This is a genomic window from Yersinia sp. 1252 StPb PI (assembly GCF_048593885.1).
GTDB classification, from domain to species: domain Bacteria; phylum Pseudomonadota; class Gammaproteobacteria; order Enterobacterales; family Enterobacteriaceae; genus Yersinia; species Yersinia enterocolitica_E.
This window is the reverse complement of the sequence record NZ_JAZGQE010000009.1, coordinates 14517-34212: the sequence shown is the minus strand read 5'-3', so window position 1 is coordinate 34212 and position 19696 is coordinate 14517. Positions and strand designations below refer to the sequence as shown.

The window sequence follows — 19696 nt, the reverse complement described above, 5'->3', positions numbered from 1 at the left end:
CAAAATTAAGCTAAAGCCTGTGCCAATAAAGTGATGGGATGTTCGCATTTTTTGCTGGTCGACATTTCAATCTGCCACTTACAGGTTTCGCAATCGGTAATCACCAAATCAACCCCACTCTCCTCGATTTGCTGGAACAGTGAGGCACCAATCCCTTGCGATGTTGCGTAGTTCTCTGATTTAAAACCATAAGTTCCGGCAATCCCGCAACACTGCGAATCCAATACCACCAGCTCAATACCAGGGATACGCTGTAGCAAAGCCAGGGTATAGGCCGTCCAGCCCATTTTCTCCATATGGCAAGGTGTGTGATAGGCAATACGCAACGGCGTATTGTTTGCCGAGAACAGCGCTTTCAACGGTAAGTCGCGGCCCTGATCCAATAAGCGGTAGAGATAGCGTGTCGCCAACTCCACTTTGTCGCGCACGGGGGCAGTATCAACATCTAACAAGTGTGGATACTCATCACGCAAGGTAAAGGTGCAACTTGATGAAGTTGCCACTACCGGGATATCCCGCCCGATAACCGCATCAGTCAGTGATTCCAGATTCACCCGTGCCTGTTTTTTCGCCTGCTCAATAAATCCATTAGCAATCAGTGGTACGCCACAGCATTTTTCCCGTTTAAGTAATTGAACGCCAATGTTCATCGCATTGAATACACTGACTAAATCTTTACCTAACTGGGGATGATTGTAATTTACGAAGCAACCATGGAAAAATGCCACTTGTTCGCTATATTGCTGCTGTTTTTCAGCCTGTTTACGATACCAGCGGCGAAAGGTACCAAACGAGTATTTTGGTAATTCACGCCGATGATCAATTTTCAGTGCTTTATCCAACAAGGCACGCACCGGTTTCAAACCGGTGACCGCATTCACTACCGGTGCAAACGGTGTTGAGAGGGTGCCCATGATATCGGTATGACTGAGGATCGCATCGCGCAGTTTGGGTTTATTGCTGCTGTAACTGGCTTTCGCACGTTGGATGATGTCGCCGATTTTAACATCGGACGGGCATGCCACTTCGCAACGTTTACAGTTCGTGCAATATTTCAATGCATCGTCATACAGTGCCGGATCTTTCAAACGTAATCGCTCACCATCAGGGCCAGCCTGCTTCGGCCCCGGATAAAGCGGGTTAACCTTGGCGACCGGGCAATAAGTGGTGCAAACCGTGCACTTAATACAACTTTCAAAACTGTTATCCCGTGCCAAGTGTTTATCCTGCGGCAAATGTTGATTCTGAGAAAAAGTGTTGCTGTCTCCGTTCTGCGGTAACCACGTCATAATGTCACCTCCATTGCGTTGACAATCTGCTCTGCAACAAACAGTGCGCTGGTTAGTGAAACCCCTGCGCCACAGCCTTGTTGCAACGGATCGTATCCCCCCAGTACCGCACCGATAACATGTAGATTATCCAGTGCAATACCCCCACGTAGCGCCCGTAACCGGTTATCAGTGTTAACCCCAAATTGCAGATAAGGCTGGGGCGCAAACATATTGCTGCGGCTCCAGTCGGCACGGTTCGGTAGCGATAAAATATCCAGATCCAGTATCGGTTCGTAAACATGCTCAAAAGTGGCCACTAACCCATTGCTGAAGAAGCTACCGCTGGCCAGCACCATCTGGGCGGCACGCAACGGAATATCGCCATGGTTACGGCTATAAAGCCCGGTAATCCGGTCCCCCACCAGCTCAGCACGTAATACCGCATCACCGGGCATGATAATGCCCCCCAATTGCTGGAAGCGATGGCGCAGAGCCTGATGTAATCGCATACCAAGTAACGACGGTGGTAGCGTCGGCAGCAGTTGAATGGGTTTCCCGACCGCGGCTCGCAATGCTTCCAGTGGCGCAGACACATCCAGCCCGATACAAGCTGGCAGTAAAATCATTTCTGCTGCTGATGACAGACGGGATAACTCATCCGCCAGCGGTTGCAGGTTTTCTGGTAAATCCAGCACACGAGCAATATTGACCGCACGAAATTCGCTAGGGTTATCCCGCAGACGATCAAGCGCCGGTAAATGCAGATAATCTGGCGTCGCATCAACACCCTGCTCTTGTAAGGCGCTGGCAACCATTTGTGGTTGGAAATCGAGGAAACCTTCAATACCAATTACCGCGACTTTTTGCCACGGCAGCGGGCCTTCCAATGGCGCAACCGGGATATCCGCCGGGCTGAGCCAGGTTGGTCGGCAACTGCCCAACGGCGTAAGCCGCAGATGGTTCTTCGCCGCGCTGCCCACCAATTTCAGGCCGCACCGCTGTAACAGGGATTCAGCTTCTTGTGCTAATTCACCCACTTGTGCCACTTGCCCCATCTTGCTATAGGGGTGTTCAGGCGCTAATTCAGCCAAGGTCGCAAGTGCGGATAACGGCTGGCTGACTGCCTGCCCATCCGGTAGTTTTGCCAATAGATCCAAAGAGCCGGAGGAAAAGTGCAGCGCATTTTGCCCGGCGCTGACAATCGCACAATATTTGCCTTGCTCAGCCAGGCGGATACCGCACGCCAGACCAGCCAAGCCACCACCGATGATAATGACATCAAATTTCATCGTGTTTCTCCTGAACGTTGGCCGCAGACGGGGTGTCATCCAGACCACACAGCCCTTGATAGACCCAATGCGTAAATTCACTCTCCCGCAAAGCATCACCCCAAGCTATCGGGCGCACACCTTTCCAACGCTCATTAAGAAATTGCACCAGCTGTTCACGGGATTGCTGCGGCGTGGTCACTTTAAAGCGGCTGAGTAAACCCGCGGCCCGGCAGGCACAGAGTTCACCCTGACAGGTCCCCATGCCAACACGGGTACGACGACGTAAATCCAGTAGGTTATTGACCGATAGCGATTCAATCGCATAGCGCACTTCGCCGGCAGTCACTGCCTCGCATTCGCACACCAGGCTGTTATCCAGACGGTTTCCGGCCAATAGTTGTGTTGCGCGATCCCCATGGCGATAAACCGCTGAGCCACGAATACTGGCAGGCAGAGAAATGACTTTGCTAAGAGTTTGCTCCGCTGATTGCTGTGAACCGGGTAGTGGCGCTTGGGCGGTGGTACAGGCTGCGGTAATACCTAATTTTTCACACACTTTATCTGTTGCCCACTCAGCCATCAGACGGTAGGTCATCAGTTTGCCACCGGTAATGGTGATAAAACCTTCCAGACCATCGCGGTTAGCATGATCCAGTAACACAATGCCACGGCTGACATTACGCCCCGACGGGTCATCATCACTGGCAACCAGCGGCCTGACACCGGCGTAAGCACGTAAGATGCGCGTTTGCGCCAACTGGGGTGAAAGTTTTGATCCTTCGCGGATTAAGGTATCCACCTCTTGTGCCGTTACTACCATATTATCGATTTGATCGTATTCAATATGGGTTGAGGTCGTCCCGATCAATGAAATGGTGTCGCCCGGAACCAAAATGTCAGCATCAGCCGGTTTACGACAGCGGTTGATCACCATGTTGTTGATCCGATGGCCCAAGATCAACAGAGCACCTTTTGCCGGAAACATGCGGATACGAAGATCAGCATATTCAGCAATATGTTGCCCCCAGATCCCCGCAGCATTGACCACTATTTGTGCATGAATATCATACTGGCGCTGATTCTTATGATCGAAAACGCGCACGCCGCTCACCCTATCACCGTGGCGTAGCAAGCCAATAACTTCGTGATAAGTCAGTACATTCGCACCGTGCTCACGCGCATCCAACATATTCGCGGCAGTTAAACGGAAGGGATCGACGGTACCATCTGGCACGCGGACGGCAGCAATCAACGTCGGATTAGCAGCCGGCTCCAGCCGTAAGGCCAGCTTTGGATCAATGGCTTCGGCCTCGATACCGGCGTCCTGGCAGCGCGCGATAAATTGCTGCTGATATTCCAGCGAGTCTTCCGGCAACGTGATAAACAGGCCATCCGTTTGCTCAATACAATGGCGTGCAATACGTTTCAGAATACGGTTTTCTTCAATACATTCGCGGGCAGATTCGCCATCAGTTACCGCATAGCGTGCGCCGCTGTGTAGCAAGCCATGGTTACGGCCAGTCGCACCAGTGGCAATGTCATGCCTCTCCAAGAGCGTACAGGCTAAACCACGGCGAGCGCAGTCACGGGCAATCCCGGCGCCGGTCGCACCACCACCAATGATGATGACATCCGTTTCTGTGTAAGGAGAACTGTTCGTCATGAAGGACCCCACATTATCAGACAGCCGCCTGGCGGCTAATTATGCGTCTATTGGGCCACAATCTTTAAGGTTATTGTTTGATAAGGAACAAAAACGAACGAAAAACGAAAGCAATGTGGTGTTTAAAAACCATGATTGTGATCAAAGTCACAGGTAATTTGTCATTGTGGGTTTCAAAATGTTAACCAATCGCTCAAAATTGCCGCCGCTTTCATATAACTGTAACAAATGAGCCATCACTCACAGATAAGTTATGCGAATTTATCTAGCATGGCGCTCGTTATGGAACATAAACGACAGCAAGTTAGCCGTTTAACTACCGGGTAGATACCAGGCTATACCGGGGTCAAAAACTACAAAAAAGCCATCGGAGGCACTCATGTTGAGTATTTTTAAGCCCGCGCCGCATCAGGCCCGGCTTCCAGCAGAACAGATTGATCCCACCTACCGCCGCCTACGCTGGCAAATCTTTATGGGCATCTTTTTCGGTTACGCCGCTTACTATCTGGTGCGTAAAAACTTTACTCTCGCCATGCCGTATTTGATCGAACAAGGGTTCTCTCGCGGGGATCTGGGGTTCGCGTTATCGGGTATTTCTATTGCCTACGGTTTCTCAAAATTCATCATGGGTTCGGTTTCTGACCGGTCTAACCCACGGGTATTCCTCTCTGCCGGTTTGATTCTCGCCGCCGCCGTGATGCTGTTTATGGGCTTTGTGCCTTGGGCAACATCCAGTATCGCCGTGATGTTCGTGCTGCTGTTCTTATGTGGCTGGTTCCAGGGTATGGGTTGGCCGCCATGTGGCCGTACCATGGTGCACTGGTGGTCGAAGAAGGAACGCGGCAGTATCGTGTCAGTCTGGAACTGCGCCCATAACGTCGGTGGTGGCTTACCACCATTACTGTTCCTGCTGGGGATGGCGTGGTTTAACGACTGGAAAGCCGCACTCTACATGCCTGCTTTTGGTGCCATTCTGGTGGCATTGATTGTCTTTGGTCTGATGCGTGATACCCCTCAATCCGTGGGCTTGCCCCCGATTGAAGAGTACAAAAACGACTATCCAGATGACTACAGCGAAGAAGCAGAAGAAGAACTGACTGCTAAACAGATCTTCATGCAATACATATTGCCCAACAAACTGCTGTGGTATATCGCGATTGCTAACGTTTTTGTTTATTTACTGCGTTACGGCATCCTCGACTGGTCACCGACCTACCTGAAAGAAGTGAAACACTTCGCACTGGATAAATCCTCATGGGCTTATTTCCTGTATGAATACGCTGGTATTCCAGGGACGCTGTTGTGCGGTTGGATGTCCGACAAAGTGTTTAGAGGTAACCGCGGGGCTACCGGTGTGTTCTTTATGACTCTGGTGACTATCGCTACCATCATTTACTGGCTGAACCCGGTCGGTAACCCAGGTATCGATATGGCCTGTATGATCACCATCGGCTTCCTGATCTATGGCCCGGTAATGTTGATTGGCTTACATGCGCTTGAATTAGCACCGAAAAAAGCAGCAGGGACCGCCGCGGGCTTCACCGGCTTGTTCGGTTATCTGGGCGGCTCGGTAGCAGCGAGTGCCATCGTCGGTTATACCGTGGACTACTTCGGTTGGGACGGCGGCTTTATGGTCATGATCGGCGGCAGTATCTTGGCTGTTCTGTTACTGATCGTTGTGATGTTTAGTGAGAAAAAGCATCACGCAGAGCTGGCTAGAAAACAGGGCTTATAAGTTCATCTAGTTACGTTTTTTCAGGCTGTGTCGTTATTGATGGATTTATAGCGACATAGCCTTTTTCATACCCTGAGATTGATAAATGGAGCACTATCAATGCAAACCCACATCAAAACCCTGTTGGCGAGTATTATTCTGGCATCCTCAGTTACCGGTATGGCGCAGGCCGCCGAGCAGTCATCAGTAGTCACCAAACCGTCGGCAAGCAAAGTTGTCATCGCACACCGTGGTGCCAGTGGTTATCTGCCGGAGCATTCACTGCCCGCTAAAGCCATGGCCTACGCGCAAGGTGCGGATTATCTTGAACAAGATTTGGTGATGACCAAAGATAATGAGTTGGTGGTTCTGCACGACCATTATCTGGATCGCGTGACCGATGTGGCTGAGCGCTTCCCCGATCGCGCACGCAAAGATGGCCGCTATTACGCCATTGACTTTACGCTACCAGAAATTAAATCACTGAAATTTACCGAAGGCTTTGATATTGATAAAGACGGTAAGAAAGTGCAGAGCTATCCGGGCCGTTTCCCGATGGGCAAATCTGACTTCCGTGTACATACCTTCCAGGAGGAGATTGAATTTGTTCAAGGTTTGAATCATTCGACCGGTAAAAACGTTGGGATTTACCCAGAAATAAAAGCACCGTGGTTCCATAAACAAGAAGGGAAAGACATCTCAACCAAGGTGTTGGAAGTACTGAAACAGTACGGTTACACCACCAAGGGCGATAAAGTTTATCTGCAATGCTTTGATGCCAATGAATTAAAGCGCATCAAAAACGAGCTGGAACCGAAGATGGGTATGGACCTAAAACTGGTCCAACTGGTGGCTTATACCGACTGGAATGAAACCTACGAACAGAAGCCTGATGGCAAATGGGTCAATTACAGTTACGACTGGATGTTCAAGCCAGGAGCGATGAAGCAAGTAGCACAGTATGCCGATGGCATCGGCCCTGACTACCATATGCTGGTGGTTGAAACCTCTACGCCGGATAACATCAAGCTGACCAATATGGTCAAAGATGCGCATGCCAACAATATGATGGTTCACCCATACACCATCCGTGCGGATAAGCTGCCGAAATACGCGACTAACGTCAATCAGCTATTCGATATTATCTACAATCAAGCACAGGTTGACGGGGTGTTTACTGACTTCCCGGATCAAGGTGTGCAGTTCCTGCAAAAACAGGGGCAACACCAGTAAGTTGATGCTCTGAGATAACGGAATAAACCAGTGGCGCAATTATGTTTAATGCGCCACTTTTTCGTTTACGGCAAGTTGCATTTACTTGAGTAAATCAGTTACTTATCTGTGCCTAAAAACATCTTACGCAAATAGTGTGGAACAGCATCATCGGCGTTTGAACCTATCACTTCCAGATTCGGTAACATGTCTTTTAGCCGTTGATGCGCATCACGCATGATGCAGCCTTTGCCAGACATCGACAGCATTTCCAGGTCATTCATACCATCACCAAAAGCGATACATTCTTTCAGTGAATAACCGATAATTTTGGCAACTTGATCTAGCGCATGCCCCTTAGAGACACCGCCGCCCATCACTTCCAGACAGGTTGGGAAAGAAAAACTGACATTAACTCGATCGCCCCAACGTGCATTGATGGCTTCTTCTAAAATCAACAACTTGTCATGATCTTCACAGGTGAAGTAAACCTTACACACACCATCGGTTGGCAGTAATGCAGGTTCAAATACCTGATAATTAAATACCGACTCACGGAAAAATTCTTTCTGTGCCGGGCTTTCACGGTTCATAAACCATTCGTCGTTCAGATAGACGTTGGTCAGGATATCCGGGTTATGGTGCTCAATATTGTACAGATCACGCGCAATATCTGCATCAAGGTTATGACTAAAAATCAGCTCTCCCGCCGTGTTGTGCACCCGTGCGCCGTTGGAGGTAATCATAAAGGCACTGATTTCCAAGCTATCGCGGATTTGTGCCACATCGATATGATGGCGACCAGTGGCAAACACAAAATGCACGTCGCGCTGCGTCAGCAACTTGAGTGTTTCTTTGGTATATGGCGTTAAAAGATGATCAGGTGATAGCAGGGTGCCATCTAAATCGGAAGCAACAACATGATACATAGCGGTATGTTCTAACCTCTGGTGGCGTCGGAGCCATAATGGCCGACTGATGATTGATGTTGCGCGAAAAAGCGCAATATGGCGCTCAGCGCCTCGGCACGAAGCTGGTCCCGCTCGAACAGGATCTCATGGCGTGCACCTTGAACTCTCTTAGGTTGCCCCCCTTCGCAAGGGTGTCCTGCCAAAGTCATTGCCTGAGAAAAAGCATCATGAGCCGGGTTATGTACTACCCGATCCTCACTGGCTTGTAATAATAGAACCGGCGTGGTTATCTTTTCTGCTTGCGCGATGATTTGCTCGCCCACCAGCAGACTTTCTCGGATCCAATGATAGGTTGGCCCACCAAGACGTATTTCCGGTGTATCCGCATATTGGCGTAAATAGCGGCGATATCGCTCACGGCTATGGGTTAACACATTGACCAGATAGGGCAGTGGCCGCCACTGGCCGGTACCAATAGCATAATAGTCGCGCAGCGTTTGATACCTTTCGGCCCAGTCGACAATCCGGTGAGCCAGCCAGCCGGGCATCGGTAAGTGGATACCAAACATCGGAGCACATAATGCTACCGCATTAAACACATCCGGTTCTCTGGCCAGATAACGCGTGAGAATTGCCCCCCCCATTGAATGAGCCAGGGCAAATCGCTGCTGATAATGGCTATCAGTTATTTCGCGCTGCACTAACTGCGCAAAATCCTCAATATAATCATCAAACTTAATCACATGACCACGGTTACCATCCTCAAGCAAGCGACCCGACCGCCCTTGCCCACGATGATCCAGCACTATCACATCATAGCCTTGCTGAAACAGATCATAAGCCACTTCAGGATATTTAACGTAACTTTCAATGCGGCCGGGCACCACCACCACCACTCGAGTGTGTTGTGGTGCACGAAAGCGGACATAGCGAATCGGAATATCATCGACGCCGATAAACTCATCCTCATCTCGCTGTTGCCAAAAATCTAACAGCGGCCCATTAACAAAAGCAGCAAACTGCTCTTCACGCGTTAACCAACTATTGTCTAACGGCATAGCGTGGCTCGATATAGCATGACCTTGTAAATCATGACTGATGACATCCTTTGACCGGAATTGCTCAATGTTCAATACACCTGATATTCTGGTAAACCCAGTCGTTCTGTGAGCCATAGCACAACTATTAGCAATAGAGTATTGTGGCATAAATTTATGCATTCAGGGAGCTTTGCCGATGACCTTAGACTGGTGGTTAACCTATCTACTGACCACATTGATCCTCAGCCTGTCCCCTGGTTCTGGGGCCATTAACACCATGAGCACCGCCATCAGCCACGGTACGCGCGGGGTTGTAGCCTCAATTTGCGGACTGCAATTGGGATTAGCCGTGCACATTGTATTAGTTGGCGTGGGGTTGGGTGCACTGATTTCACAATCCTTGCTGGCATTTGAAATACTAAAATGGCTTGGTGCGGCTTACTTAATCTGGCTTGGGATTCAGCAATGGCGCGCTGCCGGTGCGCTGGATCTGCATGCGCTAGCCAACAGTATGCCGCGGCGAAAACTGTTTAAACGCGCGGTGTTTGTTAACCTTACCAACCCAAAAAGCATCGTTTTTCTGGCGGCATTATTCCCACAATTTGTGCTGCCACATCAACCGCAAGTGGCGCAATATCTGATTCTCGGCACCACCAGCGTGGTGGTTGATATTATTGTGATGATTGGTTACGCCACCCTTGCCACCCGAATTGCTGGCTGGATTAAATCACCACAACAAATGAAATTACTGAACCGGATATTTGGTGGCTTATTTATGCTGGTAGGCGCGTTATTGGCAACCGCCAGAAAAGTGTAATGCTAATTCAAACAAATGATTACCCAACCGGCATCATCTGCCAGTTGGGGCATTAATTAGCGCGATAAGATCAAATGGATACCAAAACCGGCAAACAGTACTCCCGCCAGCCCATCAATCCATTTTGATAAACGCTGATAGCCACGGCGCATCACCGGCAAGGCAAATACGCAGGCGACAATAGTGAACCAGACGAAGGTTTCACCAACAATCAGCACGAACAAGCCCCAGCGCGCACCCGCACTGACGTCATCGCCGACAAACAGTGAGAACACACTGCCAAAATAGATAACGGCTTTCGGGTTCGACAGATTAGTCAGGAAGCCGCGCAGGAAGGTCCGACCACGGGCGGGTAGTGCAACTTGAACCTCCCCCTCGCTACCATGACGTTTGGCTCGGGCAGATTTCAGCAGTTGCCACCCCATCCAGCACAGATATAGCCCACCACCGACCATAATAATCTGATGTAACCACGCCATTTTCTGCAAGATAAGGTTCAACCCCATCAGCGCCACACCAGCCCAGATAACAATTCCCAGCGAGATCCCGACCACCCCCATCATCGCCTCACGGCGCGAACGGCTGGCGGCGGTTTGCGAGACAAAAAAGAAATCCGGCCCTGGGCTCATTAATGCAACCAGATGGACCAGCGCAACGGTAAGGAATAGCATCAACATGATAGATTCTCATATACCCTGCGAACCGAAAATCGCAGGGGCGTTAGCGAAAGGCGACTGGTTAGTCGTCGTTGTTGTCTACATGGTCGCGGATCATCGCCATAAACGGCGCGCCAAAACGCTCCAGTTTGCGTTGCCCAACACCATTGACGCTCAACAGCTCGCTGGCAGTAATCGGCATCTGTTCCGCCATCTCCAGCAAGGTAGCATCGTTAAACACCACATAAGGCGGAATATTGCCTTCGTCAGCGATAGATTTACGCAACTTGCGCAATTTGGCGAACAACTTGCGATCATAATTGCCGCCATAAGATTTTTGATTAGCGCTACTGCGCACTTTCAGGCTCTGAATACGCGGCACTGCCAATTGTAACGGCAATTCAGCACGCAGAATCGGGCGAGCGGCCTCAGTCAGTTGTAACGCTGAAAACATTGCGATATTTTGGCTCAGCAACCCGAGATGGATAAGCTGGCGCAATATACTGACCCAGTGTTCGTGGCTTTGTTCGCGGCCAATCCCATACACTGATAACTTGTCATGACCCATTTCACGGATACGCTGGTTATTCGCCCCGCGCAGCACCTCGACAATATACCCCAGACCAAACCGCTGTCCGACACGATAAACACACGAGAGGGCTTTTTGTGCATCAGCCAGCCCATCGTAGCGCTTCGGCGGATCGAGGCAAATATCACAGTTACCACACGACTGCTGTTTACCCTCACCAAAATAGTTGAGCAGCACCAGACGACGACAAGTCTGCGCCTCGGCAAAAGCGCCCATAGCATTTAATTTATGCCGTTCAATATCTTGCTGTGCCCCTGCAGGTTTCTCTTCTAGACAGCGACGTAACCACGCCATATCCGCCGGATCGTACAGCAACACGGCTTCAGCAGGCAGGCCATCACGTCCGGCACGGCCGGTTTCCTGATAATAAGACTCGATAGTGCGCGGAATATCAAAATGCACCACAAAGCGGACGTTGGGTTTGTTAATCCCCATACCAAAGGCCACGGTCGCGACCACCACTTGCAGATCATCGCGCTGGAATGCTTCCTGCACCTGCCCCCGACGCTCGTTATCCAGCCCGGCATGGTAGGCCGCCACACTTAAGCCACGGCTCTGCAAACGGGCGGTGGTGTCTTCCACTTTTGCCCGGCTGTTACAATAGATAATGCCACTTTTGCCACGTTGGTCTTGCACAAAACGCCATAATTGATCGAGCGGTTTGAACTTCTCTACCAAGGTGTAACGGATATTGGGGCGGTCAAAACTGCTAACTTGAATCAGTGGCTGATCCAGATTAAGCAGACGAACAATATCCCCCCGCGTCGCGTCATCCGCCGTGGCAGTGAGCGCAATAACCGGTAAATCAGGGAAACGTTGCTTTAACTGGCCTAGAGCACGATATTCCGGGCGGAAATCATGACCCCATTGAGAAATACAGTGCGCCTCATCCACCGCCAATAAAGCCGGCCGCCACTGATACAATTGATCGAGGAAACTCTCCATGACCAAGCGTTCTGGGGCAATATACAACAGCTTAATCTGACCGCTACGGCAACCGTCCATCACGGCTAACTGTTGTTCACGTGTTTGCGATGAGTTTAAGCACCCCGCACCAACGCCGTAAGCCAGCAGTTGGTCGACCTGATCCTTCATGAGCGAGATCAACGGAGAGACTACCAGCGTCAACCCATCCGTCACCAGTGCCGGAATCTGATAACACAAGGACTTACCACCACCGGTAGGCATCACTACCAGACAGTCTTGCCCTGATAGGGTGGCGTTGATAATTTCCTGTTGTCCGGGCCGGAATTGCTGATAGCCGAAAGTATCTCGCAATACCTGCACTGCCAGTAATTCCCTATTTATCACTGCTGCGGTCGACACACTCTTCCCCAACTATAAGATCTGCACAGGCCGGTTAACCGGCCTGTGTCTGAAACTTTTCTAACGCCGGATGACGTTAAAGGACATCGTTTAACATGATACCCACACCCACCCGTGTTTGCCTAAAGTTATAGTCAATCATTGACTCACCATAGCCACTGAACACTTGGGTATAGAAACGAACATGCTTGGTGATAGGATAGCTCCAGCCCATTTCTGCGCCGCCATAACCGGTATTCCAGTTATAATGGCCATCCACGCTGAATACACTGTCACCCAAGGCATAACCGACTTTCAGACGATAATAACCCATGTATTTATTGATATCCGGGTTGTCATCTTTCTCGTCGCTTTCTGGCAGACGATACCAAGGCTTCAAGTCAATTTCTAAATTGCCACGCTGTGCCATCACACGGGTGTAAACACGGTCCCAGCTACGTGAGGTTGGATCCGCTTTACCGTTAGACTGGTGGTTATAACCAAACTCTACTTCACGGAAAGTCCAGCCCGCCAACTCGTAATCAGTTGCCCATGCCAGGAACAGTTGCGGTTCATAGTTTGTTTCGCGGAATGGCGAGGACTCATCACTATTGGATGCCTGCCACCAAGAACGTTGAGTATAAGAAGCACCCAGTAATGAGTTATCACCGGCAATACCACGCCAAATAGGGAAACCTAAACTCAGTTGGAATTTAACTTCATCTCTCTTGGCATTTTCAGCCCAATCATAAGAGCTAATAGCATCTTTATTGATATTACTGGTATAGGTATATAACAGATAGTTTGTTTCATATGGATAAAGCAGAAACGGATTATCGTGATCCTGCAACATTGCCGCAATAATACTACCACGCACCTCAGGTGCATCATGAATCTTCTCAACCGTTGCAGCTTCTGCCTGTGCCAACGTTGGCACCAGTAACAGCGCTATCAGTATCCGCCAAAATCTTCCCATTATTCCCCCATCACCTTACGGATTATTTCTATTTGTAATGAAAACAGCTCATTCTACACACAAATGTTATCTGAGATTAGTGTTGTTTATATTTATGGCTTAACGGCTGGAAAACAACAAAGCAGAAGCATAAAATAAACAATTCGTTAACTTACACTATGATTGCTTATCGGCAACCAAGAAGAGAATAGGGAAAAATGCCAGCAACAACTTTAACGTTAGAGGATGCTCGCCGCATGATTGGCGAAGTATTTGTGTATCACATGCCATTTAACCGTGAGCTTGGTCTGCGATTAACCCGTTTCGAGCAAGATTACGCCGAGATTGCTTTCGATAATAATGACAAGTTAGTTGGCAATATTGCACAACAAATTTTGCATGGTGGCGTTATTGCCGCAGTGCTGGATGTGGCTGCCGGACTGGTGTGCGTTGGGAATAGCCTGGTACGCCATGAACCGCTCATTAAAGAACAATTGCAAATATATCTGGCTAAAATGGGCACTATCGATCTGCGTGTTGACTATCTACGCCCCGGCCGCGGCAAACATTTTATTGCCAGCAGCAGTATTTTGCGCAGTGGCAATAAAGTGTCGGTTGCCCGGGTTGAGCTGCATAATGAAAGCCAAATGCACATCGCTAGCGCAACGGCAACTTATCTGGTTGGCTGATTTACCCGTCAGCGGTGATGATTCGTAACGCGAAGTTAAGTACACTCACCGCATCTCCTTTCTTGTCCCGAGCTACACCATGGATAAACAACGAACCCGTCAGGGCATTTTATTTGCTCTGGCAGCCTATTTTATTTGGGGTATTGCCCCAGCTTATTTCAAGCTCATCCAGCAGGTGCCGGCTGATGAAATTTTGACTCATCGGATTATCTGGTCATTTTTCTTTATGTTGATCCTGCTAACTGTTAGCCGCAATTGGCCACAGGTACGCAGTGCCTGTAGAAACGGCAAACGCCTGTTATTGCTAGCAGTTACTGCTGTGTTGATTGCCAGTAACTGGCTGTTGTTTATCTGGGCGGTAAACCACAATCATATGCTGGAAGCCAGTTTGGGCTATTTCATTAACCCGCTAGTAAATGTGTTATTCGGCATGTTGTTTCTGGGTGAGCGTTTTCGTCGCATGCAGTGGGTTGCGGTGGCATTAGCGTTCGGCGGGGTATTGATTCAATTATGGCAGTTTGGCTCGCTACCGATAATCGCCCTGGGACTCGCGATAAGCTTTGCTTTATACGGTCTGATTCGTAAAAAACTCGGGATAGATGCCCAAACCGGCATGCTGGTGGAAACTATGTGGCTATTGCCGATAGCAGCGGTGTATCTGTTCTTTATTGCCGATAGCCCAACCAGCCACATGAGCACCAATGCGTGGTCGCTTAACCTGTTATTGGCAGCAGCCGGGGTGATTACCACTATCCCGCTACTGTTCTTCACCGCCGCCGCCACTCGCTTAAAACTATCGACATTGGGCTTTTTCCAATACCTCGGGCCAACGTTGATGTTTATTCTGGCGGTAACCTTCTACGGCGAAACCATTGGCAACGATAAAATGGTGACTTTCGCCTTTATCTGGGCGGCACTGTTGCTGTTCACATTGGATGCGCTCTACACCCAACGTAAGCGCCGCGCCTAGATATCAAGCCGACAAAACATGCCCGGTTACTCATCGAGTTATGATATTGATAACCAAAGAACTTGAAGTTGCAGGTAGGCTGCCAGTGAACTCATCCCGATGAGCTTACACAGTCAAGTGATTCGGGTGCGTGAACGCAGCTAACACCCCTGCAGCTTCAAGGGCGAAGGTTAGGTTAGAGCCAGTTCTTGCGCTTGAAATAGAGATACGGTGCTAAACCCGCGATAATCATCAAACTGATCGCGCCCGGATAGCCAAATGACCAGCGCAATTCCGGCATAAACTCAAAGTTCATCCCGTAGCTGGATGCCACCAGTGTTGGCGGCAGGAACACCACCGATACCACCGAGAAGATCTTGATAATCCGGTTCTGCTCGATATTGATAAAGCCCATTGCTGCCTGCATCAGGAAGTTAACCTTCTGGAACAGGGATTCATTGTGTGGCAATAGGGATTCGATATCGCGCAATACCTCACGGGCTTGCTCCAGTTGACCACTCGGCAAGCGGGCTTTACGTACCAGGAAATTCAGTGCTCGCTGGGTATCCATCAGACACAAGCGCACTTTCCAGCCGATATCTTCCTGTTCCGCTAAGGTAGACAACGCGGCGTCATATTCATCACCTTGCTGCCCTTCCATAATGACGCGACTTAAGGCTTCCAAATCGCTATAAATGTTTTCGATTTCATCGGCTAGCTGCTCAATTTTGGTTTCGAACAGATCCAGCAACAGCTCATAGGCATTGCCATCAACCAGTGTTTGGTTACGCGCCCGCATCCGATATAAACGAAAAGCCGGTAACTCGCGCTCACGCAGGGTATACAGGCGACCATCACGGATGGTAAATGCCACGGTTGAGTTACCCGCATGGTCTTCAGCATCTTCATAATAGAAGAAGGAGTGGATATGCAGGCCATCCTCATCTTCAAAGAAGCGAGCGGAAGCCTCGATGTCGTCCAACTCTGGCCGGGTCGCCAGGCTTTGCCCTAACTCAGACTGGACGCGTTCGCGCTCCCCTTCTTCCGGTTCAACTAAGTCGACCCAAATTGATGAGGTCAGATCATCTGACTCATCTGATTCATCCAGCTCCAAACGGGATAAGCGATTGTTACTTAATTTAAATGCGCTCAGCATGTGCCAAAACTCCCTTGCGGTGATGGATAGGGATAACGCATTGAAGCACAGAAACAGCGAGGTATTGAGAAATACTCTATGTTTCAGACCATAAGGAGATCTGACTCACAGCGACGGCTTAGCGGGGCCGCTGACAACCACGAAGGCTATCAGCAAATATGAGGATAGCCTTAGAAGTTGCACCATATGAACAGGTTATTGAGCCAGTATCTACTGGGTGTGTCCAAGGCGAATGTCCTCATCAAGAATAGTGCGCGCATGTTACGCCGAGAAGAAAAAGACTGTCAACCGGTTAAAAGTAGTTAATAGCTGAGCTTTATTTTTAGTTGTTACGGACACAACAGGCGATAACACATCTTGGCGGCAGCTATCTGGCATGAACTGGCTAAAAAGCAAAAAAAAACCGAAGCCAACATCGACTTCGGTTTTGTGTATCCTGCATCTTCATTTAGCCAAAAACCGGCAAAATTCACAAAACAGGCTTTCCCTTTGGTATTGGCAAAATATCAACGCTTTATATTTTTAAACTGTTTGGTGGTGTCCGTTAGTGCAATTTCAGTCGGCAGACGTTCCATCGAACTGGCACCATAAAAACCGTCACATTGCGGGCAGTTATCCATAATGTATTGGGCATCTTCTGGTGAGGAAATTGGCCCACCGTGGCACAGCACAATGATATCTTCACGTACCGCTTTTGCCGCCGCAGCCCAGTCATTAATCAGAGGCACACAGTCCGCCAGTTTCAGTGCCGTGTCCGCACCGATGTTACCGCCAGTCGTCAGCCCCATATGTGGCACAATAATGTCAGCACCCGCTTGTGTCATGGCAACCGCATCGGCGGCACTGAAAACATAAGGGGTGGTCAGTAAATCTTTTTCGTGAGCCAGGCGGATCATATCCACTTCCAAGCCATAACCCATGCCGGTCTCTTCCAGATTGGCACGGAAGTTACCGTCAATTAACCCAACGGTTGGGAAGTTCTGCACGCCAGAAAAACCCAATGCTTTCAATTGGTCCAAAAAGTGATCGAACTGACAGAATGGGTCAGTACCATTCACTCCCGCCAGCACTGGCGTATTTTTGACTACCGGCAGCACTTCTTTGGCCATATCGACCACGATTTCATTGGCATTCCCGTAGGCCAGCAAACCTGCCAGCGACCCACGCCCCGCCATACGATAGCGGCCTGAGTTATAGATAACGATAAGATCAATTCCACCAGCCTCTTCACATTTAGCTGACAGCCCTGTGCCCGCACCGCCACCGATAATCGGCTCACGGCGGGCAATCATTTCCCGAAATTTGGCTAAAATGGCCTGGCGTTGAAATTTTGGCATATGTTTCTCCACGAATAAAATGGCCCTAATGGGATGGGCTCTTTGTTATTTCTTTAAAGTTTTCTACTGCGGCCTGGGCAAATTCTGGGTCATTGATGTTGAACGGATAGTGCACCAAGCGGCGTTTATCAGTTTGAATGACGGTCTCTTCCAGCGTATCAATAAAGGCTTTCAACGCTTTTTCATCCCAGAATTGCTGGCCCGGCGCATCCAATGCTGAGAATCCGCCGGCTGGAATTAAGAAGCGCACTTCACCCTGACAACGATTGAGCTTTTCACCAATCCAGCGTGCCATTTGAATATTCTCTTGCTCGGTGGTGCGCATCAGTGTCACTTGGGCGTTATGTTTATAGAACAAGCGATCGGTATATTTAGCCGGAATAGTTGCCGGGCTGCCGAAGTTGACCATATCCAATGCACCGCAAGAGCCGACATACGGGATGTTGCTGTGAGCAATAGCATCGAAGCGTTCCGGCCCACAGGCCAATACCCCGTCAAATAACAGGTCGCAGACCTCGGTGGTGGTCAGATCAAGTGCCCCCGCCAGCAAGCCACTTTCGGCCAGTTTTTCCATGGCTTTGCCGCCGCTACCTGTGGCGTGGAATACCAAACAGTCATATTCGTCTGATAATGCGGCACTGACGGCCTGAATACAGGGAGTTGTCACACCAAACATGGTCAAGCCCAGCGCCGGTTTATCATCAACCAGTAACTCTTCTTTGGCGAAATAGACTGCTCCGGCAATCTGGTGAGCCGCATTACTCAGTACACGACGAGAAATACGGTTAAGCCCGGCAATATCGGTGACGGAATACATCATGGCGATATCACTGGCACCGATGTAACCTGAAACATCACCAGAAGCCATGGTAGATACCATCAATTTAGGAATACCAATCGGTAAGCTTTGCATCGCCGGTGTAATCAGCGCGGTGCCGCCGGAACCTCCCAGACCTAATAACGCGGCCACATCATCACGGCTGGCAATAAAACGCTCAAAAGCGACGGCCATTGCACTTATCGCCCGCCCCCTATCACCACAGAACACCGCCTGACGCCCATCGGGGTGATAGCCCGCTACTGTCTCGGCAGAGATATCTGCGCCACTGGCTCGTTGGCCTTCTTTAGTCGATAAATCCACCGTGACCGTTGTTAGCCCGGTTGCTTTAATCAATTCACTGACATACGTCAGCTCTTCGCCTTTGGTATCTGTGGTAGTCGCGATAAAAATATGACGAGGCATCTGAACATCCTTCTATGAATGCGCGTGTAGCTCACTTCTTTTTATTGGAAGTTTATTTTCTACTTACAGCCGAACAACGAAGCGAGTTGGTTAAGATAGAATCATATTGAGACTAGAGTATCATTTTCGCAAAGGGTACTGCTGTTTTTTGAGACTGGAGTCTCAAAATTAGTTTGCAGGTGAAATGCATTCATGGCGATTTGTGCGGTCGGTTTGTTATAGTGAGCGCAGATACTCGTTATTGACCATGGAGTGACCGTGCATAATCAGGATAAACAGGAGCGCGCCTCTCCATCACTGACCACCATCAAAGCCAGAACCCGGCGGTTACTGATCGATACAGCGATGTCGATGTATGAACAAGGGACATTTCCGTCGATAACAGACGTAGCAAATGCGGCGCAACTCTCGCGCGCTACGGCTTATCGTTATTTCCCGACGTAAAGTGCGTTGGTTTCTGCCATGGTCGATGAAAGCCTTGGGCCGATATTGGCATGGCAGCCTACCCAACCAGATGCCCGGCAACGCATTGCGGAACTGCTCTCTTTTGCTTATCCACGCATGTTGCAACACGAAGGTGTACTTCGTGCCGCGCTGCATCTGTCATTGCAACAATGGGCGGCTGACCGCAGCAATCCTAACAGTGAAGAGAAGTTGGTGCGTGGTAACCGTAAGCGGTTATTGAAGCTGGCTGTCGAGCCGCTGGAAGGGAAGTTGTCACCGGAGGCCTTGCAACGGGTGATCTATGCTTTCTCGTTAATCTATGGCTCAGAAGTGTTTATGGTGCTGAAAGATATTTGGCATTTGGATGATGCGGGTATTCAAGATGTGACGCAGTGGATGGGGAAAGCGATTTTGTTGCAGGCTGAAACCGATGCCAGGCAAGCGCCTCAGGATGAGAGCCGCTAATGCCGCGGC

The 19696-nt window shown here is 49.7% G+C and carries 16 protein-coding genes and 1 pseudogene; 6 read left to right on the top strand and 11 right to left on the bottom strand.

Going from position 1 to position 19696, the window contains the following annotated elements:
* Positions 1–5 precede the first annotated feature (5 nt).
* From glpC to glpA, 3 genes are read right to left on the bottom strand one after another with little or no spacing between them, the layout of a single operon-like run.
* A complete protein-coding gene (glpC, locus tag V2A85_RS02665) occupies positions 6–1289 on the bottom strand; it encodes an anaerobic glycerol-3-phosphate dehydrogenase subunit GlpC (protein ID WP_372560057.1) in 1284 nt (427 codons plus the stop codon).
* A complete protein-coding gene (glpB, locus tag V2A85_RS02660; RefSeq protein WP_372560058.1) occupies positions 1286–2560 on the bottom strand; it encodes a glycerol-3-phosphate dehydrogenase subunit GlpB in 1275 nt (424 codons plus the stop codon). Before glpB ends, glpC begins: the two co-directional genes overlap by 4 nt.
* On the bottom strand, positions 2550–4205 hold the full coding sequence (glpA, locus tag V2A85_RS02655) for an anaerobic glycerol-3-phosphate dehydrogenase subunit A (RefSeq protein WP_372560059.1): 1656 nt from the start codon (positions 4203–4205) through the stop codon (positions 2550–2552). Before glpA ends, glpB begins: the two co-directional genes overlap by 11 nt.
* 379 nt (positions 4206–4584) lie before the next feature.
* On the opposite strand from glpA, the gene glpT reads away from it, so the two are divergent.
* Together glpT and glpQ are read left to right on the top strand one after the other, a co-directional pair.
* A complete protein-coding gene (glpT, locus tag V2A85_RS02650) occupies positions 4585–5940 on the top strand; it encodes a glycerol-3-phosphate transporter (RefSeq protein ID WP_005187993.1) in 1356 nt (451 codons plus the stop codon).
* A 99-nt stretch (positions 5941–6039) separates the two neighbouring features.
* The gene (gene glpQ / locus V2A85_RS02645; protein WP_372560060.1) at positions 6040–7152 is read left to right on the top strand and encodes a glycerophosphodiester phosphodiesterase; all 1113 of its coding nucleotides are present in this window, start codon (positions 6040–6042) and stop codon (positions 7150–7152) included.
* A 98-nt stretch (positions 7153–7250) separates the two neighbouring features.
* On the opposite strand, the gene yigL is transcribed toward glpQ, so the two are convergent.
* Entirely contained in the window at positions 7251–8060 is an 810-nt protein-coding gene (yigL, locus tag V2A85_RS02640; RefSeq protein WP_372560061.1) for a sugar/pyridoxal phosphate phosphatase YigL, read from the bottom strand.
* 11 nt (positions 8061–8071) lie between these two features.
* A complete protein-coding gene (pldB, locus tag V2A85_RS02635; protein ID WP_372560667.1) occupies positions 8072–9100 on the bottom strand; it encodes a lysophospholipase L2 in 1029 nt (342 codons plus the stop codon).
* 178 nt (positions 9101–9278) lie between these two features.
* Here pldB and rhtB point away from each other — a divergent pair, with 178 nt between their 5' ends.
* Positions 9279–9899 (top strand): homoserine/homoserine lactone efflux protein, encoded by a 621-nt coding sequence (gene rhtB, locus V2A85_RS02630; RefSeq protein ID WP_005188003.1) that lies wholly within the window; start codon positions 9279–9281, stop codon positions 9897–9899.
* A gap of 56 nt (positions 9900–9955) precedes the next feature.
* Here the strand turns inward: rhtB and rhtC are convergent, their stop codons facing one another.
* From rhtC to pldA, 3 genes are all read right to left on the bottom strand, one after another.
* A complete protein-coding gene (rhtC, locus tag V2A85_RS02625; protein WP_372560063.1) occupies positions 9956–10576 on the bottom strand; it encodes a threonine export protein RhtC in 621 nt (206 codons plus the stop codon).
* A gap of 61 nt (positions 10577–10637) precedes the next feature.
* Positions 10638–12470, bottom strand: coding sequence for an ATP-dependent DNA helicase RecQ (gene recQ, locus V2A85_RS02620; RefSeq protein ID WP_372560064.1), 1833 nt, complete (start codon positions 12468–12470; stop codon positions 10638–10640).
* A 76-nt stretch (positions 12471–12546) separates the two neighbouring features.
* Entirely contained in the window at positions 12547–13425 is an 879-nt protein-coding gene (pldA, locus tag V2A85_RS02615) for a phospholipase A (RefSeq protein WP_083161924.1), read from the bottom strand.
* 197 nt (positions 13426–13622) lie between these two features.
* Between pldA and V2A85_RS02610 the strand changes: the two genes are divergently transcribed.
* Both V2A85_RS02610 and rarD read left to right on the top strand, forming a co-directional pair.
* Positions 13623–14093, top strand: a complete 471-nt coding sequence (locus tag V2A85_RS02610) for a thioesterase family protein (RefSeq protein WP_372560065.1) — start codon at positions 13623–13625, stop codon at positions 14091–14093.
* Between the two features lie 79 nt (positions 14094–14172).
* Positions 14173–15063, top strand: coding sequence for an EamA family transporter RarD (gene rarD / locus V2A85_RS02605; RefSeq protein WP_083161919.1), 891 nt, complete (start codon positions 14173–14175; stop codon positions 15061–15063).
* Positions 15064–15238: 175 nt separating this feature from the next.
* Here the strand turns inward: rarD and corA are convergent, their stop codons facing one another.
* The 3 genes from corA to V2A85_RS02590 form a co-directional block, all read right to left on the bottom strand.
* A complete protein-coding gene (corA, locus tag V2A85_RS02600; protein ID WP_005188027.1) occupies positions 15239–16198 on the bottom strand; it encodes a magnesium/cobalt transporter CorA in 960 nt (319 codons plus the stop codon).
* 506 nt (positions 16199–16704) lie between these two features.
* Entirely contained in the window at positions 16705–17535 is an 831-nt protein-coding gene (locus tag V2A85_RS02595) for a phosphoenolpyruvate hydrolase family protein (RefSeq protein WP_083161917.1), read from the bottom strand.
* A 25-nt stretch (positions 17536–17560) separates the two neighbouring features.
* Positions 17561–18778, bottom strand: coding sequence for a Tm-1-like ATP-binding domain-containing protein (locus V2A85_RS02590; RefSeq protein WP_420070852.1), 1218 nt, complete (start codon positions 18776–18778; stop codon positions 17561–17563).
* Positions 18779–19036: 258 nt separating this feature from the next.
* On the opposite strand from V2A85_RS02590, the pseudogene V2A85_RS02585 reads away from it, so the two are divergent.
* Positions 19037–19687: pseudogene (locus V2A85_RS02585) on the top strand (TetR/AcrR family transcriptional regulator).
* The last annotated feature ends 9 nt before the right edge of the window (positions 19688–19696 follow it).

Coding starts and splice junctions, on each gene's coding strand:
- glpC (WP_372560057.1), bottom strand. CDS start 1,289: ATGACGTGGTTACCGCAGAACGGAGACAGCAACACTTTTTCTCAGAAT.
- glpB (WP_372560058.1), bottom strand. CDS start 2,560: ATGAAATTTGATGTCATTATCATCGGTGGTGGCTTGGCTGGTCTGGCG.
- glpA (WP_372560059.1), bottom strand. CDS start 4,205: ATGACGAACAGTTCTCCTTACACAGAAACGGATGTCATCATCATTGGT.
- glpT (WP_005187993.1), top strand. CDS start 4,585: ATGTTGAGTATTTTTAAGCCCGCGCCGCATCAGGCCCGGCTTCCAGCA.
- glpQ (WP_372560060.1), top strand. CDS start 6,040: ATGCAAACCCACATCAAAACCCTGTTGGCGAGTATTATTCTGGCATCC.
- yigL (WP_372560061.1), bottom strand. CDS start 8,060: ATGTATCATGTTGTTGCTTCCGATTTAGATGGCACCCTGCTATCACCT.
- pldB (WP_372560667.1), bottom strand. CDS start 9,100: ATGCCGTTAGACAATAGTTGGTTAACGCGTGAAGAGCAGTTTGCTGCT.
- rhtB (WP_005188003.1), top strand. CDS start 9,279: ATGACCTTAGACTGGTGGTTAACCTATCTACTGACCACATTGATCCTC.
- rhtC (WP_372560063.1), bottom strand. CDS start 10,576: ATGTTGATGCTATTCCTTACCGTTGCGCTGGTCCATCTGGTTGCATTA.
- pldA (WP_083161924.1), bottom strand. CDS start 13,425: ATGGGAAGATTTTGGCGGATACTGATAGCGCTGTTACTGGTGCCAACG.
- V2A85_RS02610 (WP_372560065.1), top strand. CDS start 13,623: ATGCCAGCAACAACTTTAACGTTAGAGGATGCTCGCCGCATGATTGGC.
- rarD (WP_083161919.1), top strand. CDS start 14,173: ATGGATAAACAACGAACCCGTCAGGGCATTTTATTTGCTCTGGCAGCC.
- corA (WP_005188027.1), bottom strand. CDS start 16,198: ATGCTGAGCGCATTTAAATTAAGTAACAATCGCTTATCCCGTTTGGAG.
- V2A85_RS02595 (WP_083161917.1), bottom strand. CDS start 17,535: ATGCCAAAATTTCAACGCCAGGCCATTTTAGCCAAATTTCGGGAAATG.
- V2A85_RS02590 (WP_420070852.1), bottom strand. CDS start 18,778: ATGCCTCGTCATATTTTTATCGCGACTACCACAGATACCAAAGGCGAA.